Consider the following 25,259-nt stretch of genomic DNA (forward strand, 5'->3'; position numbering starts at 1 on the left):
AAAAATCATACACATAAACAAGCCATTACGAACAAAATCAGCGTTCTGTGTGGTTAAAATTATAACACAATGACAAAACCAAAAATAGGAATCATCATGGGCAGTCGCTCTGATTTGGGCATTATGGAAGAAGCCGCTGATGTTTTAAAAGAATTAGGCGTAGATTATGAGTTAACAGTAGTTTCTGCCCACAGAACTCCTGATAGAATGTTTGATTATGCAAAAACTGCCGCAAGCAGAGGTTTAAAAGTAATTATTGCTGGCGCAGGTGGCGCAGCACATTTACCAGGCATGGTAGCCTCTACCACTTCTATACCAGTAATTGGCGTCCCTATAAAATCAAGTAATTCTATTGATGGTTGGGATTCTGTTCTTTCTATTTTACAAATGCCAAATGGTATTCCGGTGGCTACAGTTGCTTTAAATGGAGCCAGAAATGCAGGAATTTTAGCCGCTCAAATGTTGAGCATTGCCGATGTTAAAATTGCAGACAGACTGATCAAATTTAAAAATGATTTAAAACTAAAGATTGAAGAATCAGCAGAGAATCTAAAAAACGAAGGGTTTCCTTCCGAATATTAATTCAAAGCCGGGTCCATTGGGAATTTAGCAATATGGGCATATTTTTCTCCCATATTAATAATTGCTTCTTTCCATAAATCTGCTTCAGAATCATCAAATATCATATCTGGGTTGTATTTATTAGATACAATCCAGCTGTTAACCAACAATTCATCATTGAGTTGATCATCAGTCCAACCAGAGTATCCTATAAAAAACCGAACCTCATCTTCTTTAATATTGTAATTATTGATCTGTATTTTCAGGCTCTCAAAATCACCACCCCAATACAATCCATTTCCTAAATCAATGCCATTTGGTATTTTATCTGGTACTTTGTGAATAAAATGTAGAGTATCAGTAGCCACAGGTCCACCCAAATAAACCATAAAATTAGCATCCCAACAATCAGGAATAATATCGCTTAATAAATAATCGCTTTTCTGATTAATAATATAACCTAAAGCACCCTCCGGTTTATGCTCTACCAGCAAAACTACCGAACGTTTAAAATTAGGATCTGCCATAAACGGTTCTGATATTAATAGTGTTCCTTGTGCAGGAGAGAGTTTATTTATCATATCAATTTATTAAAATGTTATTTAATATTGTTTTTAACGAGCAATAAGCGTACAAGGTTTTTATTATTATTTAATTTCTAAATTAACAAATGTTTTAATATTGCTTTAAAACCATTTACACAATGATTAAGTTTGTTGAGTGATGAGTATAGAAAAATCAACCATACAAAATTTAAGACAAGATTACCGTTCTGCTTCTTTGTCTAAAAGCGATATTGATAAAAATCCGTTTCAGCAATTCTCTAAATGGTTTAAAGAAGCTTTAAATGCTAAAGTTACTGAACCTAATGCGATGACTATTGCTACAAGCAGTAAAAACGGTATTCCATCAGCCAGAATTGTTTTACTCAAAGAATTTGATGAAAATGGTTTTGTATTTTACACTAATTACAACAGCCAAAAAGGAAAAGAACTGGAAGAAAACCCACATGCTGCATTAATTTTCTTTTGGGGCGATTTAGAAAGACAAATAAGAATAGAAGGTACCGTTGAAAAAGTAACCGAAGAAGAAGCTACCGAATATTTTAATTCCCGACCAAAAGGAAGCCAATTAGGCGCACATACTTCGCCACAAAGTGAGACCATACCAAACAGATCATTCTTAGAGTATAAATTAGCTGATTTAGAAAAAGAATATCATTACAAAGACATTCCAAAACCCTCACATTGGGGTGGTTATAGAGTAATCCCAAATAAAATAGAATTTTGGCAAGGCCGAACCAGCCGTTTACATGATAGAATTGTTTATCTAAAAAATAACGACCAATCCTGGCGTTTTGAAAGGTTGGCACCCTAATGATTATTGATATTGTTAAAGAAATTTTAATTGCCAAGTTTGGAGATGAGGTAATTATAGCCGAGGAAAGATCGCATCTTCAACCTGCATTAGTTATTCACCCCAATTTTATTTCGGATGTTTGCCTTACGCTGAGAGATCATCCAGAAACTTGGTTTGATTTTCTTTCTAGCTTAAGCGGAATTGATTATGGTGTAGAGCAAAAGAAATTTGGAGTAGTTTATCACCTCAGTTCTATCATTAAAAATCATCAAATAGTGCTTAAAGTAATGCTTGAAAACGACAGAGATGAAAATAATCTCCCTGTTTTTAAAAGTGTAAGTACCGTTTGGAAAACTGCCGAATGGCATGAGCGTGAAGCCTTTGATTTATTAGGAATTTACTTTGAAAACCACCCAGATTTAAGAAGAATTCTTTTGCCTGATGATTGGGAAGGTTATCCTTTAAGGAAAGATTATAAAACAGCAGAGCGTTACCATCAAATTAAAATCGACTTATAAATATCGATTAATGAACTATCAAGAAGCACTCACTCGCTATCAGCATAAAATCAATTCGGTTTCTTCAGAAGAAATGGTTTTAAATTTAGGTCCGCAACACCCCAGTACACATGGTGTTTTAAGATTAGAATTAATAACCGACGGAGAAATTGTAAAAGAAGTAATTCCACATTTAGGCTATTTGCACCGCTGTTTTGAAAAACATGCAGAAGCACTTAACTATGCTCAAATAATCCCTTACACAGACCGTATGGACTATTTAGCATCTATGAATAACAACCATGCTTTTGTAATGGGTGTAGAAAGAATGTTGGGCATAGAAAACGATATTCCTAAAAGAGTTGAATACATACGTGTTTTAGTTTGTGAACTTAACAGAATTGCTTCTCATTTAATTGCTGTTGGTACTTATGGTATTGATATTGGCGCCTTCACTCCTTTTCTGTGGTGTTTTAGAGATCGTGAACATATTATGAATATGTTAGAGTGGGCATCAGGAGCTAGAATGCTTTACAATTATATTTGGGTTGGCGGCTTATTTTATGATGTACCCGTTGGTTTTGAAGAACGTTGCCAAGAGTTTGTGGCTTACTTTAAACCTAAAATGAAGGAATTAAATGAGTTATTAACTGATAACCAAATTTTTATTTCTAGAACAGCCAATGTGGGTATTTTACCTTTAGATGTGGCTATTAATTATGGTTGTTCTGGTCCTATGTTACGTGGATCTGGATTAAAATATGATTTAAGACGGGTAGATGAATATTCGGTTTACCCCGAGTTGGATTTTGAAATTCCTTACGCCAAAGGTGAAATTGGAACAGTTGGCGATTGCTGGAATCGCTATAAAGTTAGAATTGATGAAATTGCCGAATCGCTCAAAATTATTGAACAATGTACAGAGAAGCTTACCAAAGAACATAAAAGAACTCCAGATTTTGACCCAAGAGCAAAAGCGCCTAAAAAGATTGTCCCTAAAGCGCAAGATTTTTATATCAGATCTGAAAATCCAAAAGGAGAAATTGGTTTTTACTTTATAGCTGATGGAAAATCAGATAAACCTTTTAGGGTAAAAGCTAGAGGGCCAAGCTTCTCTAATCTTTCTGTTATTCCTGAGATTTCTAAAGGTGTAATGATAGCTGATTTAGTAGCTATTATTGGTTCTATAGATATTGTTTTAGGAGAAGTAGACAGGTAGTTTTTTATGATTTACCCTTATATTTTATTTTTTTGTACTAAAATATATACAATAAACCTCTTAAAATGAATGTTAAAACAGCTTTTAAAGTCGCCAAACAACTTGGCATTGTTTTGACATAGTAGGAAATGTATTAAAATACAAAAAAGCAAAAAAATAAAACACTAAAATAAAAGTTATGAAAAAGTTAATGAGTATAATATTGATATCGGTTAGTTTAGCCGCTTGTAATAATAAATACAAAGCAAGTTCTGATGATAAGATTGACTCTGTTAAAATAATGAAGGATAGCCTAAGATTAGATAGTTTTGAAAGAGCTAAGGCTGATGAACAAACAGCTTTAGAAGAACAAAAAATTGCTGCCGCTGCTGCTGCAAACAAAACATCAGTAACAAATAATTATTCTTCAAATTCAAGTGGCACTACTGCCGCTCCTGCCCAGAAAAAAGGTTGGAGTTCTGCAGCTAAAGGTGCGGTAATTGGAGGAGCTGCCGGAGCGGTTGGTGGTGCATTAATTGATAAAAAATCTGGTCGTGGTGCTGTTATAGGTGGTGTTGCTGGCGCAGGTGCTGGTTATATTATTGGTAGAAGTAACGATAAGAAAACAGGAAGAGCGCAATAAGCTAATTTATAAAATTTAAAAACATTAAAGGTTGCCTTTTAAGGCAGCCTTTTTTTATGCCTTATATTTTAATAGCCTATTTTCCGTTTTAGTTATTTTTATACCTTTGTTCACTTTAATTGAACGCTATAAACTATTAATTATCAATTCATGGCGAAAACAAAATATTATTTTAATTCACAAACGCTTAAGTACGAAAAGGTTAAATTAAGTATTGGGGTTAAAGTTTTAAAAGGTTTAGGTTTCCTTTCTACTGCTTTAGTTTTTTCTTTTATCATTATTGCTTTGGCTTATACATTTTTAGATTCGCCTAAAGAAAAGCAGTTGAAAAGAGAGATCAATTCTTTAAGCTTACAATATGAAATTTTGCAAAGCAGATTAAAGCAAATGGATGTGGTGATGAATGATTTGCAAGAAAGAGACGATAACATTTACAGAGTTATTTTTGAGTCTGAACCTATCCCATTAGAAGTTAGAAAAGCCGGATTTGGTGGTATAAACAGATATAAAAATTTAGATAACTACAATTACTCTAAATTAATGATAGAGACTACCAAGAAAATAGACATGCTTTCTAAAGAAATTTATGTGCAATCTAAATCTTATGATGAATTGGCTAAAGCGGTAAATTCTAAAGGAAAAATGATGGCATCTATCCCTGCTATTCAACCTATTGATAGCCGAAAACTTAGAGGTTCTATTTCTGGTTTTGGTTATAGAATGCACCCTATATACAAGATAAGAAAGATGCATGAAGGGTTAGATTTTGCTGCACCTATTGGAACTCCTATTTATGCAACCGGAGATGGCGTAGTAATTGCAGCCGGTGCAGAGAGAGGTTATGGAAATAGGATAATAATTAATCATGGTTATGGCTATATCACCAAATACGCACACATGAGTAAGTTTAAAGTAAAAATTGGAGTAAGAATTAAACGGGGTGATGTGATTGGTTTTGTAGGCAATACTGGAGCTTCTACTGGTCCGCATTGCCATTACGAGGTTTATAAAAACAAAAAACCTATTAATCCAATAAATTTCTTTTTTAATGATTTAACACCTTCAGAATATATGACGATGCTAGAAATAGCATCAAGAGATAATCAATCTTTAGATTAGTGTTTTAAAACAAAAATTATAAAAATACAGCACAGCTAAATATGCCTTATAAAGAAAAAGAAATAGCCAAATTGTACTATCCAATTGGAGAAGTTGCCGAAATGTTTGAAGTAAATACGTCTATGATTAGGTTTTATGAAAAGGAATTTGACATTTTACAGCCTAAGAAAAACGCTAAAGGAAACCGACTTTTTAGACCTGAGGATATTGATAATTTAAAAATCATTTTCAACTTAATTAAGAATAAAGGTTTTACTATTCAAGGTGCTAAGGAGCATTTAAAATCTAATAAAAACGAGGTACATGAACAACAAAAAGTGATTGATGCCTTAGAAAAATTAAAATCTTTTATGACCGAATTAAAAGATCAACTCTAAAACTTATAAACTTTATTTATGATTGAAAAAGACGTACTATCTAAATTAGATTACGCATACAAACTGCTTTTTATTACCGCATTAATTATATTTATGCTGATTTGGGGTAGTGATATTTTTATACCTATGCTTATTGGCTGTTTTATAGCTTTTGCTTTAATGCCAGTAAATCAATGGCTAGAAAGAAAAAAAATACCCAGAATTTTAGCCATCCTCATCACATTATTTTCATTTATTGGCATCATTGGTTTATTTGGTTATTTGGTAAGTGTACAACTTACCGAGTTAATTAAAAATTTACCTGATTTAGAAACCAAGTTTGAAAAACTTGTACAAAACACACATACATTAATAGAAAATTACTTTGGTTTAAATATCAAAGAACAAGATTCTTTACTGCGTGATTCTTTTAAAAATGCAGGTTCTTATGCCAGTTCTATATTACTTTCTACTTCTGGTGTAATTGCTATAATTATTCAAATTCCTATTTACGTTTTTTTGTTTTTACTGTATCGCAATAATTTTAAAAACATGTTATTGAGCTACTTTCCGGTAAAAAAGAAAGATGATAAAAATTGGATTCTGCAAATCAAAAAAGTGATTCAGGGTTATGTTTCTGGTCTTTTATTAATCATCATCATTGTGGCCTCACTTAATACCATTGGGCTATTTATGCTGGGTATTCCATACGCCATTTTTTTTGGTGTATTTTCTGCAATTCTTACTATTATTCCATTTATAGGAAATTTTATTGGTTGTGCCCTACCCCTGGTAATGGCTTTAATTACAAAAGACAGCGCATGGTATGCTGTGGGTGTAATTGGAGTTTATGTAGTGGTTCAGTTTTTAGAGGGAAATATCATCACCCCAAAAATAATGGGTAATAAAGTAAGTATTAACGCCCTTGCGGCAATTATTGCATTACTTATTGGTGGTAAAATTTTAGGAATTGCAGGCATGATTATCGCTATCCCAGCAATGGGAGTATTAAAGGTGCTATTAACTAACTCGCAGCAATTAAAACCATTTACCTTATTAATGGATGAAACTGACAGCAAATTTAATCCCGAAGAGGATGAAGTTTTAGAGGAAAATGGTAAAGACTAAAGTTCTATTTGTAATTAACCAAAAGGCTGGGCAACAGTCTAACCTTAAGATTCATGAAATTATCATCAAACATGCAATAAAATATGATTATGAGGTTGATTTTTATGAAATGGGAACAAATCACCATGCCTTAGAAATTAAAAAATCAATTGATTTATTTAAACCTGATATTGTAGGTGCTGTTGGTGGAGATGGAACCGTAAACTTGGTTTCCGGCATCATCCAAAAAACCAATATTTCTTTACTCATTATTCCCTACGGATCTGCCAATGGGATGGCAAAAGAGCTTCAAATTCCAGAGAATTTGCCGGCATGTTTAGATTTAATTATCAAGGGGAAAACCATTGAGATTGATTTATTGAAGGTAAACGAAGAAATATCTATTCATTTAGCTGATGTAGGTTTAAATGCCAGTATCGTAAAACGATTTCAGCTTGATAAGAAAAGAGGATTATTAACCTACGGAAAACATTTATTTGCCGAAATTTTCATCATAAAAAGAAAAAGATTTACAATTTTTTATGATGATCAAACAAAAAAAGTAAGTGCTGTTTCTTTAACTTTTGCTAATGCTACTATGTATGGCACTGGCGCCGTAATAAACCCTGATGGGAAGTTAAATGATGGTTTGTTTGAGATTTGTATTGTAAAACCTTTTCCTAAATATTTGGTGTTTAATATTGCTTATCAAATGTTTAGAAATAAACTTAAAACATCAAAATACTTTGAGGTAATTAAATGTACAAAAGCGAAGGTTATTTGTAAAAGAAGAACGTTATTACAAGTAGATGGTGAGGTTTTAGGAAAGGTAAAAGAAATTGAACTGACTTGTTTACCTAAAGTTTTAAAAGTGATTATTTTAGCCAATTTAAACCATCCAACCATCGTAAACTAATTCACCCGCCTCATTTTTCTCATCTACAATAATAGCTTCAATTTCAACTTTTTTATTGGAGTAAAATTTAAGCTTAAAAAAACCTTTTGCCGAGATTCCAAAACGAGAATGCTTACTATCTAAAACATAAGTAGCTTTAGATGCTGCCCCACTAATCACATAATTTATTTGATATTTTTCTATAAATTGTAAGTTATGCTCATGCCCTGCTGCATATATTAAACCAGGATATTTTTTAAAAATCTGTTTTAAACGAGCCCTCAAAATCTTAAACCTTGGATGAGAAAGATCTTCTTTGGCTCCAAAATATTTACGGTACAAAGGCAATAAAGAGCCTACTAATGGCAAAGGCAAATAAACATTTTTTTTATAAAGTGTAAACGGAAATAAATGATGTTTTAGCTTATAGCGCCCACCATGCAAAGAATAACTATAAATAGGATAATGCCCTAAAACTAATATTCTTTTAAACTGGTTTCGATGAAGAATCTCTTCTAGCTGGATAAAAAAGTCTTCTTCATTTTCTATGTTACAACCTTCATTTTTTCCTAGAGGTTTATTTCCTTTTTGTATCCACCACTGTGTATTAATGGCTACTATTACTAAATCATCACTTACATTAAATTCTTTAGGGCCGGGGCAACCATTTTCAGGCACAAAAATATCATCTTGTTTAAAAAGATCTTTTAAAAAATTTTGTTGTCTTAAAAAATAGGCTAAACCATCTTCTTTTCCTTTATTCCAATCATGATTACCCGAAATAAAAATCACTTTTCCTTTATAATCCTTTAAAGCTTCGTGATGTTTAATTAAAACAGTTTCTGCATCTTTTCTCAGCGGATCATCTTCTGATGGAAAACCTTTTGGATAAACATTATCACCCAAAAAAATTACTGCTGATGCTTCGTCATGTGGCAAATGAACTTTCATTAATTCTAACAGCTCATCTGGTTTATTTCTTTTTACATTTCCAGAATCACCAATTAAAAGAACTTCATAAGTAAGTTTTTGTGTAGACATACTGCTTAAATTACAATAAAAATTTAAAAAAATTAAATTCTAACAGTAATTTAATAATGATTACTTATTTTCAGGATCTTAATTATACTGCATGAAGAGATTTTACTTTCTAATCATATTTATTGTTTCTAATTTTCAACTTCAAGCACAAATAAATTACGGTCCCAGAATAACAGCTATGGGCGGTGCTGGGGTTGCTTTACAGGATGTTTGGAGTGCTCAAAAAAATCAAGCTGGTATTGCAGGCTTAAAAAATCCAATAATTTCTGCTGGTTATGAAAACAGATTTGGCGTAAAAGAACTCAGTACACAATCGGCGGTATTTGCTATTCCTATTAAAAATTATGCGTTGGGAGCCTCATTTCAATCTTATGGAGTTGATGCTTATAATGAAGTAAAAACCGGGTTAAGTTTAGCTAAATCATTTGGACCTAAACTACTGGCTGCCATCAACTTAAATTATCATCAATTAAAAATTGACAATTACGGAAATTCCCAAAGCTTTTCTGTAGAAGTGGGTTTACAGTACCAAGCATTTGAAAAACTTTGGTTAGGAACCCATATTGCCAACCCCAATCAAAGTAAATATGGCGAACAAACAGAACAAATTATTCCTGCCCACATTCAATTTGGAGCCAGTTACCTGTTTTCTGATCAATTAACCATCAGTTCTGAAGTAGAAAAAGTGCTAGACAATCAAGCTGATTTTAAAGTTGGCTTAGAGTACAAAGTAGTGAAATTTGTAGCCCTTAGAGGTGGCATTTCTGTAAATCCATTTAAACAGTTTGCTGGTTTTGGCATCAATTACGAAAAATTAAATTTAGATTTTGCCATAGCATCTCATCCTGTTTTAGGTTACTCACCACAAATAGCTATAGGGTATGAGTTTTAAGAAATCATTATTCTTATGTATTTGTTTTTTGATGCTTAGCTTCAACACAGTATATGCTCAGCAAACAAATGATCCTATTATAGAATACATTATAGAATCTATTGTAGATAATCAAGCAGAAGATTTTGATTATACCGAATTGGTTGACCGGTTAAATTATTACAGAAGAAATAAAATCAATTTAAATAAAACAAGTAGAGAACAATTACAAGAATTAGTTTTCTTAAACCCATTACAAATCAATGCTTTATTAAATCACATTACCATAAATGGAAAATTAATTGATGAGTTAGAGTTACAAAGTATTGATGGTTTTAATTTAGAAACCATCAAAAATCTACTTTATTTTGCCGGGATAAATACCCCATCGGGCTTTGAGAATTTTTCTTTTAAAAACTTATTTAAAGAAGGAAGAAACGATATTTTAATAAGATACAACCGCTATTTAGAAGCTCAAAAAGGATATTCACCAGGTTCTACTTCCAGATACTTAGGGACTCCCGAAAGAGTTTTAACCCGTTACCGATTTGCTTACAGCAATAACATTCAGTTTTCACTAAACGTAGAGAAAGACCCTGGGGAAAAATATTGGAATAATACCAACAACCAAACCGGACCCGATTTTGTATCGGCTAGTTTATATATTAAAGATTTAAGGAAATTAAAAAAATTAGCCTTTGGCGATTATACCCTTCAATTTGGGCAAGGATTAACACTTTGGAGTGGATTAAGCTTTGGTAAAGGTGCTGATATTTTTACTGTTGCAAAACAAGATTTAGGTTTAAGAGCTTACACATCTGTAAATGAGTATTCCTATTTTAGAGGGGTAGCCACTCAAATTAATTTAGGCAAGTTTGACTTTACTCCTTTTGTGTCTTACATTAATTTAGATGCCGGTATTGCTTTAAATCCTATTACCAATGCCGAAGATATTTCATCGTTACAACAAAGTGGTTTACACCGCACAAACAGCGAATTAAACAATAAAAACAGGATAGGTCAGTTTATTTTTGGTGGAAATTTGCAATACAATTACAAAAAACTATCTATTGGCTTAACAGCTTATCACTCTAAATACAGTAAAAACTTTGCACCCGGAAATTCCCTGTATAACAAATTTGATTTCACCGGTAATTCTTTAAATAATGCGGGTATAAACTATAGCTACACCTTAAAAAACACTTATTTCTTTGGAGAGTTTGCACATAGCTTAAACTATGGTTTTGCTTATGTAAACGGTTTAATAAGTAGCTTATCGCCTGCGGTTTCTATGGTGTTATTTCATAGAAATTATCAAAAAGATTACTTTTCTTTTTACAACCAAGGAATTGGAGAAAGTAGCACTGCTGTTAACGAAAAAGGTTTTTTTGGAGGCTTACAAATTAAACCAAGCAGAAAATTTGAACTTAATTTTTACACCGATCTTTTTAAATTTCCTTGGTTAAAATTTAGAGTAGATGCCCCATCAACAGGATATGATGTATTTAGTCAGTTTACATTTGCCCCTAATAAAACAACAAAGTTTATTTTGAGGTATCAGTTTCAAAACAAACAACAAAATGCTGCCAATCAAATTTTTGTGAACACTTTAGAATTTGTAAAAAAATCTAACTACAGACTTGATGCCCAATACCAGATCAATAAAAATTTTAGTTTAAAAAACAGGTTAGAAATTGTTCAATATCATGAAGAAAACACCAATAATAGATTTGGATTTTTAGCTTATCAAGATATTAATTACAGCCCATTAAGTTCTAAACTATCTGGAAATATGCGTTTAGCCATGTTTGAAACGGATGGATTTGATACCCGAATTTATGCTTATGAAAATGATGTACTTTACGGATTTTCTATCCCTGGATTTCAAGAAAAAGGAATAAGATTTTATACTAATGCTCGCTATAACCTAAAAAGAGGAGTTGATTTTTGGTTGAGATATAGCATTACCAAATACAATGACCAAACCACTGTAGGCTCTGGTTTAGATGAAATACAAGGCAACAGCCGATCAGAAATTAAGGCTCAAATTAGATTTCAATTTTAGATGATTGCTTATTTTAAAACGGAGATTCCCTTTTTACGCTTAGCTTTGTTTTTTATTGCCGGCATTTCATTTTCTATAAGTTATAACCTAAGCCCAAATTTACTTTGGTTTTTACCCTGGGCTATTATTTTCTTAATTTTAGTTTATTTCAATATTACTTTTAAAAAAGATAAACTTTATTTAAACACTTATATACCAGGATTTTTGATCTACAGTTTAATGTTCCTCTCGGGAATTATTATTTGTAATCAACGTAAGGAAATAGAAAAAGAAAACCATTTCTCTAAACTCCCAGCACAAGAACTCATTGTTTATTTAACTGAGGAACCAAAAATCAAAAATGATGTTGCCCGTTTTAATGTAGAAGTTAAAAACAATGTCACACAAAAAGGCATACAGAAAACATCAGGAAAGCTTCTTTTAGCTTTAAGATTTGATACCACTCAAAACTTAAAGCTTCACTATGGAGATTTATTGCTCATTAAATCAAAATTCCAAGAAACAGAACCGGCTTACAATCCATCAGAGTTTGACTATAAAAGATACCTCTCCTATCAACAGATTTACCACCAAAGTTTCATCAATCAAAAGCAAATTATCAAAATTGGAGAAAACGAAGGCAATCCTATAAAAGCTTTTGCACTAGCATATAGAGAAAAACAGGTAGAAAAATTCAAGAAATATTTGGAATATAAAGATGCTCAATCTGTAGCTTCTACCTTAATTTTAGGCTACAGATCAGATTTAAGTCAGGATATTTTAAACGCTTATTCCAAAACAGGAACCATGCATGTACTTTCCGTTTCTGGAATGCATGTGGCTATTGTGGTGATATTATTAGGTTTTTTACTTCGCTTTATGGATAAAAATAAGAAAAGCCGAATTGCCAAAGCCATCATTATGATTAGCCTAATTTGGTTTTATGCTTTAATATCTGGTTTAGATCCATCGGTAGAAAGAGCTGCCATTATGCTCACTTTTGTTTTAATAGCTAAAGCAAGATCTAAAAAAGTAAATATCTTTAATGTAATTGCTATTTCTGCTTTCATTTTATTGATTTATAATCCATTTAACCTAACCAATGTTGGTTTTCAGTTGTCTTTTATTGCCGTAGCAGGATTAATTTATCTACAACCAAAAATTTATGCCCTTTACGAGCCTCAAAATAAAATTCTCCAATTTATTTGGGCTAGTATAGCGGTTTCCATAGCCGCACAATTGGCAACTACGCCTATTAGTTTATACTATTTTCATCAATTCCCGCTCTATTTTATTGTAAGCAACCTATTTATCACCATACCGGCCGCCTTAATTATGTATGTTGGTTTGGCATTTTTAATGACAAGTTGGTTAATTCCGCTAACAAAAGCATTAGGCATCGTTTTAAACGAATTGATAGATTTCACCAATAAAGGGCTTATTCAAATAGAGCAGGTTAAGTACGCCAGTATTTCTCAAATTTGGGTAAACTCCTTTGAAATTATCCTGTTTTATATCATATTAACTTTATTTTTAATAAGTTATAAGAAATTACTCTATTTAAAATATGCTTTATTGCTTACTTTAATTTTTATTATTGATGTAGGTTATAAGCAATATCAACACATTCAACAAAAGCAAGTCATGTTTTTTAGCTTAAGAAAAAATACAGCTGTAGCTTTAATAAAAGGAAGAAGTGCCACCTTAATTACAGATTTAGACCCTAATGAATTTACCTATCTCTTCTCGGTGAAACCCTATTTAGATAGTTGCCATGTGAGCTATATAGAATATGTAAATCCTCACCTAACAGAAGACGAAAAATTATTTAATTTTGAAGGTCGTCGACTTAAAATAATCAATCATAAAAATAATATTTTTACCGCTTCAAAAGTTGATTGGTTGCTTTTAGGTGGAGATAAAATTTACAATGTAAATAGCATTTTAAAAAACAATAAGGCTCATCATATTTTTATAGATGGCAAAAACAGAGATTTTGTAATAAAAGGCTTACAAAAACAATTGATTGATAAAAACACCAATACGCATGTGCTAAAAAGAGCGTATGCGGTAGAAATTAAACTATAAACTTATACTTAAGCCCAATGCTGGTTGATTACCAAATTAATAACAGAGTTGCCTACATTATTTTAAATCGTAGTGAAAAAAGGAACGCTTTAAACTCAGAAATTGTTGCCGAATTAAGCCATGCTTTTGAAAAAGCCGAGCATGATGAAAAAGTAAAAGTGATTATCCTTAAAGCAAACGGAGAAGTTTTTAGTGCTGGCGCCGATTTAGATTACCTTAAAAAACTACAATCTAACTCGTTTGAAGAAAACCTTGCCGATTCTAACCTTCTTAAAAGATTATTTGAGCAAATTTATGGGCAACCTAAAATTGTAATTGCACAAGTACAAGGACATGCTATTGCAGGAGGTTGTGGTTTGGCTTCTGTTTGCGATTTTATTTTTAGCACTCCAGCAGCAAAATTTGGTTATACCGAAGTAAAAATTGGATTTATTCCCGCCATTGTATCGCTATTTTTAATCAGAAGAATTGGAGAAGGAAAAGCCAAAGAATTACTATTTAGTGGTGATTTAATTGATGCAAATTATGCAAAACAAATAGGCTTGGTAAACTATTTGTGTAGTGATGAAAACATAGAAGCAGAAGTTTTAGCTTACGCCGAAAAACTTTGTAAAACAACATCGGCTCAATCTATTGCGTTAACTAAACAATTATTAAATAATGTACAGGATTTACCATTAACAGAAGCTTTAGAATTTGCAGCAGAAATGAACGCTCATGCTCGTTCTACCAATGATTGTAAAAATGGAATTAACGCATTTTTAAACAAAAAGAAAATAGAATGGTAGAATTACCTGTAACTTTTTCAAAGAACAAATATCTAATTAACATCAAAAAATAAACAAACAAAACATGACTAAAAACTTAAAAATGGGTCTTATTGCATTCATTTGCTTAGGATCTTCTTTTGCTGCCAACGCACAAAAAACAATTAAAGAAGGCTCTATCACTTATAGCGTAGTATATGATTTACCACCAGACCAACAAGCTATGGTAGCCATGTTACCTACAGAATATAAAGTAAGTTTTAAAGGCGACATGAGCATATTTAAAATGGATATGGGCATGTTTGCTACACAGGTAGTTTATAACGACGCCACCAAAGAAAGCTTAAGCTTAACTGATGTACCTATGCAAAACAAAAAAGTTGCAGTAAAAATGAATAAAGAGCAGGGCGAAAAAATGCAGGAAATGCAATACGGTGAAAAAGATTTAGAAGTAAAAGCAACTACAGAAACCAAACTAATTGCAGGGTACAATTGCACTAAATACACCATTAACGATAAAATTTCTAACGAGCTATCTGAAGTTTGGGCTACTACCGATTTAAAAGTGCCTGCAAATTCATTAACCTCAACTTTTAAAGGTATTGTTGGTGTACCTGTACAATTTAGTACTAATGCCCGTGGTTTAAAATCTAAAATGACCTTAAAAGAAGTGAAAGAAGAAACTGTAGCGGAAATTAATATGACAGTTCCTTCAGATTATGAAACCCTAACATTTGATGAACTAATGAAACAAATGGGAGGCTAATCCTTTCAATTGTCATTTTATTTCAAAGGCTTTTAAGCTGTTTGTAAGTTTTTATAACTTGCACCATGCTTAAAAGCCTTTCTTTTTTTCTGAAATACTTCTTTTTATGGATGATTTTTTTCTTCATCAATAGATTATTTTTTGAAGCTTGGTACATCACAAGAATTTCTGAGTCATCCTACATAGAAATTATTCAAACCTTTTTATACGGTGCCCACATGGATGCTTCTATGGCTGCTTATCTTTGTGTCATTCCATTTTTGCTTTACATTGTATCGTGGCTTTTTCCTAAAGTATCATTTCCAAATAAATTTGTTAAATATTACACCTTCATCTTACTGTTTTTCACCTCTTTATTTACGCTTATAGATATTAACATTTTTAGGGAATGGGGTACAAAATTTAATTACAGAGCAGTAGAATTCTTTTTAACCGCTACTGAAGATGCTGTGGCTTCTAGCTCTTCTTCACCAGTTGTGGCTAGTTTTAGCAGTATTGCTATTCTATCTATTATTGGTATGTTTTTGTATGTTAAATTGGTTCCTCATATAAAGCCTTTGCAATTACACACTTCAAAATTAACAGCTAAAATCCCTGCTATTTTACTGGTTTTGGGTCTAACATTTTTAGCTATTAGAGGCGGTTGGAGTGTAGCGCCAATGAATACCAGTAAGGTTTATTTTAGTGAAAAGCAGGTTTTAAACTATGCGGCCATCAATACCAACTGGTTTTTAATGTCTAACATCTTATCTAACCAAAAAACCAAAGGCAATCCTTACACTTATTTCAGCGAAAGCGAAAGAAAAAGCATAGTTGACAGTTTGTTTAATGATCCAAAAAAAGATCATCCTTTAATTTTTAATCAGCCCAATCCTAACGTGGTTTTAATTATTATGGAAAGCTTTACCGCAGATGTGGTAGAAGATTTGGGTGGCGAAAAAGGCGTAACACCAAACTTTAGCAAATTAATTAAAGAGGGATTATTGTTTGAGCACATTTACTCGGCATCAGACCGTACAGATAAGGGTTTAATAGGTATTATTAGTGGTTTTCCATCTCAAGCCATTAGAAGTGTTGTTAAGGAAAATGATAAGCAAGAAAGGCTTCCGTCCATCTCTCAAGAATTAGTAAAAAACAAATACAACAGTTCTTTTTTTTATGGTGGTGATACCGATTTTTCTAATTTCAAATCTTATTTATTGAGTCATGATTATCAAAAAATTATTGATGTAAAATCTTTTGCTTCCGCCGAAGTAGGATCTGTTTGGGGTGCTTATGATGAAGTTACTTTTGCAAAACAACTAGCTTATTTAAATCAAGCAAAACAGCCATTTTTCTCTACCCTACTCACTTTATCAAATCATGAACCTTTTGATTTACCTCAAAAAGGAAAATTTGGAGATCAAACCATCGAAAATAAATTTAGAAGTACCAGCTTTTACACAGATAAAGCCTTGTGGCAATATGTAGAAAATGCTAAAAAACAGCCTTGGTACGCAAATACAGTTTTTATTGTTATTGCAGATCATGGGCATCGTTTACCTAAAAGCACTCACGAAATTTATAACCCAGCCAGGTATCATATTCCACTTTTATTTTTTGGTGGAGCTTTAAAAGCTGATTATAAAGGCAAACGAATTGACACTTATGGAAACCAAGTTGATATTGCTGCTACGTTGGTAAATCAGATAAACGTAGCTGATACGGCTTTCCATTACAGTAAAAATTTATTAAGCCCCAGCCTTAAAGGATTTGGATTTTACAGTTGGGATAATGGCTTTGGTTATATTGATAAAAACCAAGCGGTAAGTTATGATCCTGTTGGCAAGAAAATCATTTTTACAGTACCAGAAAACTTGCCAGAGAATAAAAAAGAAGAATCACTCATTAAAGCTAAAGCATTGATGCAAAGTGTTTATGAAGATTTTTTAAAATATTGAAAATTATTATTTAAATATTTTTATCTCGATAAAAAAACCTCACCTGTATAAAGAAATCATAAAAAAAGCCAGAAGTAAGAGATTACTTCTGGCTTTAGCTTTTCTATTAAAAGAAAAACTACTCTCTTGAAGCAGGCTCATTCACAAAAGATTCGGCAACTTTTGTTAATGCTACATCCGTTTCCTTTTCATTTTCTAAAATAGAAGTTAACAAATCTGCAATCTCATCATGCCCCATATTTTCTGCAAAAACACGTAAGGTTCCATAAGTTGCAATTTCATAATGTTCAACTTTTTGTGCACCCAAAATTAACCCGGCATCACGTGTCATGGTCTCTTTCTCCGTATCTTCAATAATGGTATTACATTCTTCTAACAAACCTTCCATAGCTGCACATTTTTTAGCTACTGGTTTTATTCCTAAAAGATCAAACACTTCCACAAGCTTATCTATATGAGTTTGTGTTTCTTGTGTGTGCTTTTCAAATGCTGCGGCTAATTCTTTACTGGTGGCTGCTTTTTTCATCTTAGGAAGGGCTTTTACTAAATGATTTTCTGCCCAATAAATATCCTTCAATTCATCAATAAAAAATTGATGAAATTCAGAATTTTTCATTTCCATAGTCTGTTGACTTGTTTTCACGTTGGTTGCCATAATTTTTAATTTTAATGTTTATAATTTGATAAATAGATTTACCAAACTGGCGCAACATCAATGCCAAATGAGCTAAAAAAAGACTGATTTAGACATAAAAAAGGATCAAAACTAAGTTTTAATCCTATAGAAAAACACGACGAAAGAAAGCTGTAAATAATATCTATAACCTATATAATTTATAAAAAAAGGAAATTTATTTTTTTGAATTAATCAACCAATTGTGCCACTTCTTCCTCTAAACCCAACATCCAATTTTGGAATAGTTCTTTTTCTAGGTCAACTGCAATTTGGGCATATTTCTCCCAGTTAGGCGAAAAGGTTTTTAATTGATGAAGCATTTCTTCTAAATGCCCCTCTTCTTCTAAAATGATAGATTTAACAGTTACTTTACTTTCCATATCACTTAAAACATCCTGATAAACAGGATACAATTCATCTGCTCTTACTTCTATGGCATAGGTTACCAATAAATATGCAGCAAATTTTAATTCAGTTCCATTAAGATGAAGCTCGTTTTTTAAATACTTACAAACTTTTACATCTAAATTATTCAAATAATACTTACTGGCTTTAGGAGCTAACAAATATTGATCTTCATAATTCTGGCACAAATCTTCACCTAATTTACCAATCTGCTTTTTCAGGTAATAAGCATGTCTATGTTCTTCTGCTGCGTGTTTTAAAATAATTAAACTTACTTTTTGCTTGTCCTCAGAAGCAGAAATTTTTCTTGCACCAGCGTTTTCCATAAAAGACAAGGTATTTAACCATTGTGCATGTATCAAGTTGTCTTTTACTATATTTTCTAAAGTTGCTTTTAATTTCATCTTAAATATCTTCTAACGCTATTTTAATCTGTTCGTAAATATAATCTAAATCGGTGTTGCTGATACAATATGGAGGCATAATGTATAAAATATTGCCTAATGGACGCAAAATTATGCCTTTTTCTAAAAAGAATTGATATAAAATATCTCTAATATTATTAAAATAAGAAGTCCCTTCGGTATTCCATTCTAAGGCTAAAATAGTTCCGCATTGTCTTACCTCTTTTAATTTAGGATGCTTTTCTATTTGCTGCTTAAATTGATGATGCTTTGTCTCAACTCTTTGAATATTCTGCTGAGTTTCGGCTTGCATCAATAAATCAAAACTTGCGTTGGCGGCAGCACAAGCTACCGGATTTGCCGTAAATGAATGCCCATGAAATAAGGTTTTTAACTTGTCATCAGAAAGAAAAGCATCATATATTTCTTGTTTACACGATGTAATACCAAGCGGCATAGTCCCTCCGGTTAAACCTTTAGAAAAACACATTAAATCTGCTTTATTTTCTAAATAATCTGAAGCAAAAATCTTCCCGGTTCTTCCAAAACCTGTCATTACTTCATCTGCAATGGTGAGTACATTTTCTTGTTTGCAATGAAGAATCAACTCATCTAAATCTGCGGCAGCATACATAAGCATCCCTCCTGCTCCTTGTACCAATGGTTCAAAAATAAAGCAAGCCAATTCAGATTTTAATTGGGATATTTTAGATTTTAGAGTTGATAAATTCTCTTTATTTGGTAAATCAATAAATTCTACATCGAATAAAAGCGCATCAAAAGGTGCGGTAAAAGCACTACGCCCACTTACGGCCATGGCACCAAAAGTATCGCCATGGTAAGCGTTTTTAAAAGCCAATATTTTTTGCCGCTGCGTTCCTTTATTACTCCAATATTGCAAGCACATTTTAATAGCCACTTCAACCGCTGTTGAGCCATTATCAGAATAAAATATTTTAGCCTGATTTTTAGGAATAATACTCAATAAATTCTCAGCCAATTGTACCGCCTGCGGATGCGTAAAACCAGCAAAAATCACATGTTCTAATTGCTTTAATTGTTCAAAAACCTTATCGGCAATGTATGGATGGCTATGTCCATGAATATTTACCCACCATGATGATACGGCATCAATCAGTTTTTTCCCATCCTCTGTAAAGAGATAAACTCCTTCTCCTTTTATAATTGGAATTGGCTTTGCCGCCGTTTTCATTTGTGTATACGGATGCCAAATGGTATCTAAATCCCTATTCACTAAATCATTCATAAATATTTTTCTCTCAATAAGTTAACTACATGTTTATCTACCGGAAAGGTGATATGCTTTTCTTCTAATTCTTTAATAGCTACAAACCTAAAACATTGCTTAGGGCTAATATCCTGTCCTTCAAAATCAAATTGAAAATTACTTAGCTTAAAGCTGAAATCTTGCTTTGGTTTTATTAAATAGTAAACAGAAATGAGCTGCCCGCCACCAAAAATAGATTCTACAAAAAAATCTGTGGTATAAAAATGAGCTTCCACATCTATAACTAAATTACACTCTTCTATAAATTCCCTTTTTAAACCTTCTGTTAAACCTTCGCCATATTCTAAGCCGCCACCCGGAAATTTAGTAAAACGTTTTCCGTACTCTTCCTCGTCACTCAATAAAACTTCTTGATTTTCATTCACCAACAAGCCATAAACTCTAACATTAAAAAGAGGTTTATTCATCATTATTCAAAATGCTTATTGTTTTTTGTCACGTTTTCTAAACTCCAATTAATGGTTTTAGTTTTTGGTTCGGTCCTTACTTCACAATTTTTCATGCTGCAATAATGGCAACACTGTGGGATACAAGGATCTGCATGGATAAAAAATTCAATAGCCACATTCACATTTTTATTAATCACTCGGTCTATATCAGTAACCTCGTGATGTACTTTATTCAAATCAAAATAATAAGGCAAAGTCACATGGCAATCAATATGTATTTCAGATCCGTATTGTTGTGTTCTTAAATTATGAATATCAATCCACTCTTCTTTTCTATGTTTATTTAAGTAATTGATAATTTCTTCTACCACCACCACATCAGATTCATCCATTAATCCCCCAACAGATTTCCGCGTTAAGCGATAGCCATTATAAATAATATAAAAACCTAAAGCAATAGAAATTGCACTATCTAACCAATTAATAGACGTGATATAAATTAATAATAAACCTACAACCAAGCCAAAACTGCTTACGGCATCTGTTAATAAGTGCTTTCCATCTGCCTGTAAGGTTAAAGAGTTTAGGGTTTTACTCTTGTTTATTAAATACCAACCCAACAAACCATTTACCAAGCCTGTAAAACCAATTATAAATGAACCTTCTAAAATCTGACTTAATTCTTGAGGGTAAAAAACATTGTATATGGATTTGGAAATAATTACAATTCCGGCAATCATAATCAGCGTTCCCTCTACAAAAGCCGAGAAAAATTCTACTTTTCCATGTCCATAAGGGTGATTTTGATCTCGGGGTAAACCCGCTAAATAAATACTGTAAAAAGCAAAAGAACTGGCTAAAACATTCACAATACTTTCGGCAGCATCAGTTAAAACAGCATTTGAATGCGTAATAAAATAAGCCGTAAACTTTAACAGCATTAAAGCCACGCTTACTAAAAGCGAAAGAAGAATAATTTTTATTTTGGGCTTCAAAAGGATGTGAATTTTAATGCAAATATGGATCTAAAAAGGGCTAATCAAAAATTAAATTTTTATTTGGGGGTTTTAACACGCTTTCCACTATACTCCGTTTGCCCTCAAAAAAAGGGCAATCCGGGTACCGTTTCAATCGTTAACCCAAAATTTATAAAGTGTAAAAGTTTGCCACTAGCCTTTTAATTTTTTGATATCTTCTTCAATCTCTTTCAAACTTTGTTCTTGTTGTAGAACCGATTGTTCTAATTTATATTTTTGATACTCTTTCTCAGATTTATCCAATGCCATTTGATGAGAAATAACACCTGCATGTGTTAGCAATTCTCTCCCGTTTAGTTGCAACAAACTGTCTAATCTGGCAATCCAATCCTTCATATACATGGGTACTTGTTGCTGAGCCATCGTTTCGGCAAATGCCAAATACTGTTCTACCAATAAACCTAACAACTTCATCTCATCTTCCTTTAGGTAGTTTTTAGCAATACTTGCCTCTTGTTTTTGAATAGACTTAGCTTCTTTTTTATCGTAAGAAAACATACCCATCAACGGTAAACTGGCGTCAACCCTTCTAAAAATTAATTCGGCAGCTGTATTTTGCGAAATAGCCCAAAGCAACTTGTTTTGTACTATTTTAAAAAACTCAATCGTCTTTTCTGCTTTTGCATCATAATCTATACTGGTTGTATAAATGTCTTTTATTTTTTGGTAAAAGAATTTTTCAGACAATCGTATTTCCCTAATTCGGCTTTGCAATTCGTTGAAATAATTCATTGAATTACCCGATTTAAAACGGTCATCATTTAAGGCAAAACCTTTAATAATATATTCTTTCAATCTTTGTGTTGCCCAAATTCTAAACTGTGTGCCTTGTTTAGATTTTACTCGGTAGCCTACAGATATAATAACATCAAGATTGTAAAGTAGAACATCATTTTCTTGTGTTTTGCCGATAATAGCACCATGTGGAGTGGTTATTCGGAAATTCCGAACAACCACTCCCTTATCTAATTCTCCATCTTCAAAAATATTTTTAATATGTTCACTAATCGTGGATTTTGACTTTTGAAAAAGTTCACATAGTTGCGCCTGAGATAGCCAAACAGTTTCATCTTCCAAACGCACATCAATTTTGATGTTTCCTTCTTGGTTTTCATATAAAAGTATTTCACCAGTGTTCATGTAAAATTGTTTAGGCTTATTATTAAAAGATGTTTAGGTGAAATTAAGAAAAATAAGGCTGCCTAAAAATTTGCCGCAACAATTAATTGTCCCAAATAAAAAATGCTTTTATTGGTTTATCACAAAGCGCTGTTTTAAGCTAATCTTATTGCTCACTTCTCATAGAAAAGTATTTTTATATATTTGCGCTTCAACTTAAACCATGAGTATATTATCAAATAGAATCAATAATCTGGCAGAGTCCCAGACTATTAAAATGGCCAAATTAGGTCGCGAACTTTCTGCAAAAGGAGTAAACGTTATCAATTTAAGCTTTGGTGAACCAGATTTTCACACTCCACAATTTATTAAAGATGCGGCTGTAGAAGCAATGGAGAAGAATTTCACCTATTACACTCCAGTTTCTGGTTATCCTGATTTAAGAAAAGCAATTGCAGATAAATTAAAAAGAGAAAACAATTTAGATTATAATTTTGATCAAATTGTGGTTTCTACAGGTGCTAAACAAGCATTGGCAAATGCTTTAATGGTAATGTTAAATCCGGGTGATGAAGTAATTATACCTACTCCATATTGGGTTTCTTATTCTGAAATGGTGAAATTAGCAGAAGGCGAATCTGTTTTTATAAACGCAACTGCAGCAAACAATTTCAAAATTACCGCCGCAGAATTAGAAGCAGCCATTACGCCAAAAACAAAAATGTTTATGTTTTCTTCGCCTTGTAACCCTACAGGTAGCGTTTACAGCCGAGAAGAATTAGCAGCTTTGGTTAAGGTTTTTGAAAAATATCCAAATATTTACATACTTTCTGATGAAATTTATGAGCACATTAACTTTGTTGGTGGTCATGTTTCTATCGCCGAATTTCCTTCTGTTAAAGAAAGAGTAATTTTGATAAACGGTTTCTCTAAAGCTTATGCGATGACAGGCTGGAGAATTGGTTATTTAGCTGCACCAAAAGAAATTTCTGATGCTGCCGATAAATTACAAGGTCAAATCACTTCTGGAACTTGCTCCATTACACAAAAAGCTGGAGTTGCAGCCTTAAATGGCGGTTTAAAAGAAGTACACGAAATGAGAGATGCCTTCTTAAAAAGAAGAGGGATTGTTTATGATTTATTAAGCAAAATTGAAGGTTTAGAAGTAAATTTACCAGACGGTGCATTTTATTTCTTCCCAGATGTTTCTTCTTTCTTTGGTAAATCTGTAGATGGAAAAACATTAAACAACGCAGAAGATATTTCTTTATATTTATTAAATACTGCCCATGTTTCTACGGTAACTGGCGAAGCTTTTGGGAACGAAAGATGTATTAGAATTTCTTATGCCGCATCGGAAGATGAATTAAGAGAAGCTTGTAGAAGAATTGCAGCAGCATTAGCTAATTTAAAATAATTGATTACAGCACTATTCAATAGTTTCAAAGATTTAAACATCCTCATTATTGGAGATGTGATGATAGACGCTTATTTGTGGGGGAAAGTAGATCGTATTTCACCTGAAGCCCCTGTTCCTATTGTATCTGTAAACAAAAAAGAATCAAGATTAGGAGGAGCCGCCAACGTAGCCTTAAACATTAAGGCTTTGGCGGCTCGTCCTATTATTTGTGCCGTTGTTGGTGATGATGCCGAAGGCGAAGAATTTTTAACACTACTGGCAAAAGAGCAAATCAATGCCAGCGGAATTGTAAAAATAGCCAACAGGCAAACAACTGTTAAAACTAGAGTGATTGGCCAAAATCAGCAAATTTTAAGAATAGATGCGGAAACTGACGCTGAAATTACTCAAGAAGAAACCCAACAAGTTCTAACTAAATTTAAACAAATATTAGATCAGCAAAGCATTCATGCCATTATTTTTGAAGATTATGATAAGGGATTAATTACGCCTTATTTAATAGAAGAAGTAATAAAAGTGGCTCAAGAAAAAAATATTCCTATTGTGGTTGATCCTAAAAAAAGGAACTTCTTATCTTACAAAGGAGTAGATGTTTTTAAACCCAATTTAAAAGAATTAAAAGAAGGTTTAAAAATAGATTTTGATCCTAAAAACTCATTAGAATTAAAAAATACCGTTGCGCAACTGCAAGAAAAAATTGCTTCAAAAAGTATTCTACTCACCTTATCTGAATTAGGTGTTTACGTTTTAAACGGAGAAAAAGAAAGCCTTACTCCTGCTCATATACGTACAGTTGCAGATGTTTCTGGTGCTGGCGATACTGTAATAAGTGTTGTGGCTACTTGTATTGCAGCCGGTGCAGATATTTTTACTGCCGCCCAATTAGGCAACTTAGCAGGGGGTTTGGTTTGCGAAAAAGTTGGCGTAGTTCCTGTAAATAAAGAGTTATTACTTCAAGAAGCATTAAAGCTTTAATTCTCTGCTTCTTGTTCACCATGTTTCTCAGGCTTTAACTCTGATCTGTTGGCGTCTTCTACAAAATCCTTTTTATCTTTCTGATTTTTAATAATTAAATAAATCATTAATATCATCACTAAAAGTATTACAACAGCTACTACTAAATAGTTCATTTCTTGTTTTTTAAATGAGTGGAAGAAATTATGTCTCCTTATTTTTTTTAATTCAGGATACCTTCATTTTAATCATACAAAAATAGAACCAACATCAAATTATATCACATACTTTGGT

Annotated in this window: 26 protein-coding genes; 17 read left to right on the forward strand and 9 right to left on the reverse strand. The window is 32.5% G+C overall.

Features of this window, described 5'->3' with window-relative positions; all coding sequences use genetic code 11:
• Positions 1-69 precede the first annotated feature (69 nt).
• On the forward strand, positions 70-582 hold the full coding sequence (gene purE / locus FA046_RS14690) for a 5-(carboxyamino)imidazole ribonucleotide mutase (protein ID WP_136827296.1): 513 nt from the start codon (positions 70-72) through the stop codon (positions 580-582).
• Here the strand turns inward: purE and FA046_RS14695 are convergent.
• Positions 579-1,142 carry a YqgE/AlgH family protein gene (locus FA046_RS14695; protein ID WP_136827297.1) on the reverse strand — a complete coding sequence of 188 codons (564 nt, stop codon included), beginning with the start codon at positions 1,140-1,142 and terminating at the stop codon, positions 579-581. The two genes, purE and FA046_RS14695, sit on opposite strands and share 4 nt — an antisense overlap.
• Positions 1,143-1,284: 142 nt before the next feature.
• On the opposite strand from FA046_RS14695, the gene pdxH reads away from it, so the two are divergent.
• The 8 genes from pdxH (at position 1,285) to FA046_RS14735 (ending at position 7,756) form a co-directional block, all read left to right on the forward strand.
• Positions 1,285-1,938 (forward strand): pyridoxamine 5'-phosphate oxidase, encoded by a 654-nt coding sequence (gene pdxH, locus FA046_RS14700; protein ID WP_136827298.1) that lies wholly within the window; start codon positions 1,285-1,287, stop codon positions 1,936-1,938.
• Positions 1,938-2,438, forward strand: a complete 501-nt coding sequence (locus FA046_RS14705; RefSeq protein WP_136827299.1) for an NADH-quinone oxidoreductase subunit C — start codon at positions 1,938-1,940, stop codon at positions 2,436-2,438. The genes pdxH and FA046_RS14705 overlap by 1 nt, the downstream gene beginning before the upstream one ends.
• Before the next feature lie 10 nt (positions 2,439-2,448).
• Positions 2,449-3,636: an NADH-quinone oxidoreductase subunit D gene (locus FA046_RS14710; RefSeq protein WP_136827300.1), complete on the forward strand. Its 1,188-nt coding sequence runs from the start codon at positions 2,449-2,451 to the stop codon at positions 3,634-3,636.
• A gap of 178 nt (positions 3,637-3,814) precedes the next feature.
• Complete coding sequence (locus FA046_RS14715; protein ID WP_136827301.1) at positions 3,815-4,258, forward strand: YMGG-like glycine zipper-containing protein; 444 nt, start codon at positions 3,815-3,817, stop codon at positions 4,256-4,258.
• 150 nt (positions 4,259-4,408) lie between these two features.
• On the forward strand, positions 4,409-5,377 hold the full coding sequence (locus FA046_RS14720; protein ID WP_136827302.1) for a M23 family metallopeptidase: 969 nt from the start codon (positions 4,409-4,411) through the stop codon (positions 5,375-5,377).
• Positions 5,378-5,418: 41 nt separating this feature from the next.
• On the forward strand, positions 5,419-5,754 hold the full coding sequence (locus FA046_RS14725; protein ID WP_136827303.1) for a MerR family transcriptional regulator: 336 nt from the start codon (positions 5,419-5,421) through the stop codon (positions 5,752-5,754).
• Between the two features lie 18 nt (positions 5,755-5,772).
• On the forward strand, positions 5,773-6,861 hold the full coding sequence (locus FA046_RS14730) for an AI-2E family transporter (protein ID WP_136827304.1): 1,089 nt from the start codon (positions 5,773-5,775) through the stop codon (positions 6,859-6,861).
• Positions 6,848-7,756 carry a diacylglycerol/lipid kinase family protein gene (locus tag FA046_RS14735; RefSeq protein WP_136827305.1) on the forward strand — a complete coding sequence of 303 codons (909 nt, stop codon included), beginning with the start codon at positions 6,848-6,850 and terminating at the stop codon, positions 7,754-7,756. The genes FA046_RS14730 and FA046_RS14735 overlap by 14 nt, the downstream gene beginning before the upstream one ends.
• Here the strand turns inward: FA046_RS14735 and FA046_RS14740 are convergent.
• A complete protein-coding gene (locus tag FA046_RS14740; protein WP_136827306.1) occupies positions 7,730-8,776 on the reverse strand; it encodes a metallophosphoesterase in 1,047 nt (348 codons plus the stop codon). The two genes, FA046_RS14735 and FA046_RS14740, sit on opposite strands and share 27 nt — an antisense overlap.
• Before the next feature lie 91 nt (positions 8,777-8,867).
• Here FA046_RS14740 and FA046_RS14745 point away from each other — a divergent pair, with 91 nt between their 5' ends.
• The 6 genes from FA046_RS14745 (at position 8,868) to FA046_RS14770 (ending at position 17,252) form a co-directional block, all read left to right on the forward strand.
• Positions 8,868-9,668, forward strand: coding sequence for a PorV/PorQ family protein (locus FA046_RS14745; RefSeq protein WP_136827307.1), 801 nt, complete (start codon positions 8,868-8,870; stop codon positions 9,666-9,668).
• Between the two features lie 31 nt (positions 9,669-9,699).
• Positions 9,700-11,712 (forward strand): helix-hairpin-helix domain-containing protein, encoded by a 2,013-nt coding sequence (locus tag FA046_RS14750; RefSeq protein ID WP_136827308.1) that lies wholly within the window; start codon positions 9,700-9,702, stop codon positions 11,710-11,712.
• Positions 11,713-13,779 carry a ComEC/Rec2 family competence protein gene (locus FA046_RS14755; RefSeq protein ID WP_136827309.1) on the forward strand — a complete coding sequence of 689 codons (2,067 nt, stop codon included), beginning with the start codon at positions 11,713-11,715 and terminating at the stop codon, positions 13,777-13,779.
• 17 nt (positions 13,780-13,796) lie between these two features.
• Positions 13,797-14,567: an enoyl-CoA hydratase/isomerase family protein gene (locus FA046_RS14760; protein WP_136827310.1), complete on the forward strand. Its 771-nt coding sequence runs from the start codon at positions 13,797-13,799 to the stop codon at positions 14,565-14,567.
• Between the two features lie 64 nt (positions 14,568-14,631).
• Positions 14,632-15,312, forward strand: a complete 681-nt coding sequence (locus tag FA046_RS14765; protein ID WP_136827311.1) for a DUF4412 domain-containing protein — start codon at positions 14,632-14,634, stop codon at positions 15,310-15,312.
• Between the two features lie 65 nt (positions 15,313-15,377).
• Positions 15,378-17,252, forward strand: a complete 1,875-nt coding sequence (locus FA046_RS14770; RefSeq protein WP_136827312.1) for an LTA synthase family protein — start codon at positions 15,378-15,380, stop codon at positions 17,250-17,252.
• Positions 17,253-17,370: 118 nt separating this feature from the next.
• On the opposite strand, the gene FA046_RS14775 is transcribed toward FA046_RS14770, so the two are convergent.
• The 6 genes from FA046_RS14775 to rhuM all read right to left on the reverse strand — a co-directional run bounded on the left by FA046_RS14775 (position 17,371) and on the right by rhuM (position 22,612).
• A complete protein-coding gene (locus FA046_RS14775; protein WP_136827313.1) occupies positions 17,371-17,907 on the reverse strand; it encodes a YciE/YciF ferroxidase family protein in 537 nt (178 codons plus the stop codon).
• Positions 17,908-18,116: 209 nt separating this feature from the next.
• The gene (locus FA046_RS14780; RefSeq protein ID WP_136827314.1) at positions 18,117-18,737 is read right to left on the reverse strand and encodes a hypothetical protein; all 621 of its coding nucleotides are present in this window, start codon (positions 18,735-18,737) and stop codon (positions 18,117-18,119) included.
• A gap of 1 nt (position 18,738) precedes the next feature.
• The gene (gene bioA / locus FA046_RS14785; protein WP_136827315.1) at positions 18,739-20,004 is read right to left on the reverse strand and encodes an adenosylmethionine--8-amino-7-oxononanoate transaminase; all 1,266 of its coding nucleotides are present in this window, start codon (positions 20,002-20,004) and stop codon (positions 18,739-18,741) included.
• Positions 20,001-20,456 carry an NUDIX domain-containing protein gene (locus tag FA046_RS14790; protein ID WP_136827316.1) on the reverse strand — a complete coding sequence of 152 codons (456 nt, stop codon included), beginning with the start codon at positions 20,454-20,456 and terminating at the stop codon, positions 20,001-20,003. Before FA046_RS14790 ends, bioA begins: the two co-directional genes overlap by 4 nt.
• Positions 20,456-21,430, reverse strand: a complete 975-nt coding sequence (locus tag FA046_RS14795; RefSeq protein WP_136827317.1) for a cation diffusion facilitator family transporter — start codon at positions 21,428-21,430, stop codon at positions 20,456-20,458. Before FA046_RS14795 ends, FA046_RS14790 begins: the two co-directional genes overlap by 1 nt.
• 174 nt (positions 21,431-21,604) lie before the next feature.
• A complete protein-coding gene (gene rhuM, locus FA046_RS14800) occupies positions 21,605-22,612 on the reverse strand; it encodes a RhuM family protein (RefSeq protein WP_136827318.1) in 1,008 nt (335 codons plus the stop codon).
• 202 nt (positions 22,613-22,814) lie between these two features.
• On the opposite strand from rhuM, the gene FA046_RS14805 reads away from it, so the two are divergent.
• Positions 22,815-24,008 carry a pyridoxal phosphate-dependent aminotransferase gene (locus tag FA046_RS14805; RefSeq protein ID WP_205943675.1) on the forward strand — a complete coding sequence of 398 codons (1,194 nt, stop codon included), beginning with the start codon at positions 22,815-22,817 and terminating at the stop codon, positions 24,006-24,008.
• Positions 24,009-24,986: a bifunctional heptose 7-phosphate kinase/heptose 1-phosphate adenyltransferase gene (locus FA046_RS14810; RefSeq protein WP_225870937.1), complete on the forward strand. Its 978-nt coding sequence runs from the start codon at positions 24,009-24,011 to the stop codon at positions 24,984-24,986. It begins immediately after the preceding gene.
• On the opposite strand, the gene FA046_RS17310 is transcribed toward FA046_RS14810, so the two are convergent.
• Positions 24,983-25,141, reverse strand: coding sequence for a hypothetical protein (locus tag FA046_RS17310; RefSeq protein ID WP_169303384.1), 159 nt, complete (start codon positions 25,139-25,141; stop codon positions 24,983-24,985). The two genes, FA046_RS14810 and FA046_RS17310, sit on opposite strands and share 4 nt — an antisense overlap.
• Positions 25,142-25,259 lie beyond the last annotated feature (118 nt).

The sequence above is a fragment of the Pedobacter cryophilus genome (genome assembly GCF_005116455.1).
GTDB lineage: Bacteria > Bacteroidota > Bacteroidia > Sphingobacteriales > Sphingobacteriaceae > Pseudopedobacter > Pseudopedobacter cryophilum.

Bases quoted from the DNA above. Each gene is read 5' to 3' on its own strand.
- purE (WP_136827296.1), top strand. From the start codon at position 70: ATGACAAAACCAAAAATAGGAATCATCATGGGCAGTCGCTCTGATTTG.
- FA046_RS14695 (WP_136827297.1), bottom strand. From the start codon at position 1,142: ATGATAAATAAACTCTCTCCTGCACAAGGAACACTATTAATATCAGAA.
- pdxH (WP_136827298.1), top strand. From the start codon at position 1,285: ATGAGTATAGAAAAATCAACCATACAAAATTTAAGACAAGATTACCGT.
- FA046_RS14705 (WP_136827299.1), top strand. From the start codon at position 1,938: ATGATTATTGATATTGTTAAAGAAATTTTAATTGCCAAGTTTGGAGAT.
- FA046_RS14710 (WP_136827300.1), top strand. From the start codon at position 2,449: ATGAACTATCAAGAAGCACTCACTCGCTATCAGCATAAAATCAATTCG.
- FA046_RS14715 (WP_136827301.1), top strand. From the start codon at position 3,815: ATGAAAAAGTTAATGAGTATAATATTGATATCGGTTAGTTTAGCCGCT.
- FA046_RS14720 (WP_136827302.1), top strand. From the start codon at position 4,409: ATGGCGAAAACAAAATATTATTTTAATTCACAAACGCTTAAGTACGAA.
- FA046_RS14725 (WP_136827303.1), top strand. From the start codon at position 5,419: ATGCCTTATAAAGAAAAAGAAATAGCCAAATTGTACTATCCAATTGGA.
- FA046_RS14730 (WP_136827304.1), top strand. From the start codon at position 5,773: ATGATTGAAAAAGACGTACTATCTAAATTAGATTACGCATACAAACTG.
- FA046_RS14735 (WP_136827305.1), top strand. From the start codon at position 6,848: ATGGTAAAGACTAAAGTTCTATTTGTAATTAACCAAAAGGCTGGGCAA.
- FA046_RS14740 (WP_136827306.1), bottom strand. From the start codon at position 8,776: ATGTCTACACAAAAACTTACTTATGAAGTTCTTTTAATTGGTGATTCT.
- FA046_RS14745 (WP_136827307.1), top strand. From the start codon at position 8,868: ATGAAGAGATTTTACTTTCTAATCATATTTATTGTTTCTAATTTTCAA.
- FA046_RS14750 (WP_136827308.1), top strand. From the start codon at position 9,700: ATGCTTAGCTTCAACACAGTATATGCTCAGCAAACAAATGATCCTATT.
- FA046_RS14755 (WP_136827309.1), top strand. From the start codon at position 11,713: ATGATTGCTTATTTTAAAACGGAGATTCCCTTTTTACGCTTAGCTTTG.
- FA046_RS14760 (WP_136827310.1), top strand. From the start codon at position 13,797: ATGCTGGTTGATTACCAAATTAATAACAGAGTTGCCTACATTATTTTA.
- FA046_RS14765 (WP_136827311.1), top strand. From the start codon at position 14,632: ATGACTAAAAACTTAAAAATGGGTCTTATTGCATTCATTTGCTTAGGA.
- FA046_RS14770 (WP_136827312.1), top strand. From the start codon at position 15,378: ATGCTTAAAAGCCTTTCTTTTTTTCTGAAATACTTCTTTTTATGGATG.
- FA046_RS14775 (WP_136827313.1), bottom strand. From the start codon at position 17,907: ATGGCAACCAACGTGAAAACAAGTCAACAGACTATGGAAATGAAAAAT.
- FA046_RS14780 (WP_136827314.1), bottom strand. From the start codon at position 18,737: ATGAAATTAAAAGCAACTTTAGAAAATATAGTAAAAGACAACTTGATA.
- bioA (WP_136827315.1), bottom strand. From the start codon at position 20,004: ATGAATGATTTAGTGAATAGGGATTTAGATACCATTTGGCATCCGTAT.
- FA046_RS14790 (WP_136827316.1), bottom strand. From the start codon at position 20,456: ATGATGAATAAACCTCTTTTTAATGTTAGAGTTTATGGCTTGTTGGTG.
- rhuM (WP_136827318.1), bottom strand. From the start codon at position 22,612: ATGAACACTGGTGAAATACTTTTATATGAAAACCAAGAAGGAAACATC.
- FA046_RS14805 (WP_205943675.1), top strand. From the start codon at position 22,815: ATGAGTATATTATCAAATAGAATCAATAATCTGGCAGAGTCCCAGACT.
- FA046_RS17310 (WP_169303384.1), bottom strand. From the start codon at position 25,141: ATGAACTATTTAGTAGTAGCTGTTGTAATACTTTTAGTGATGATATTA.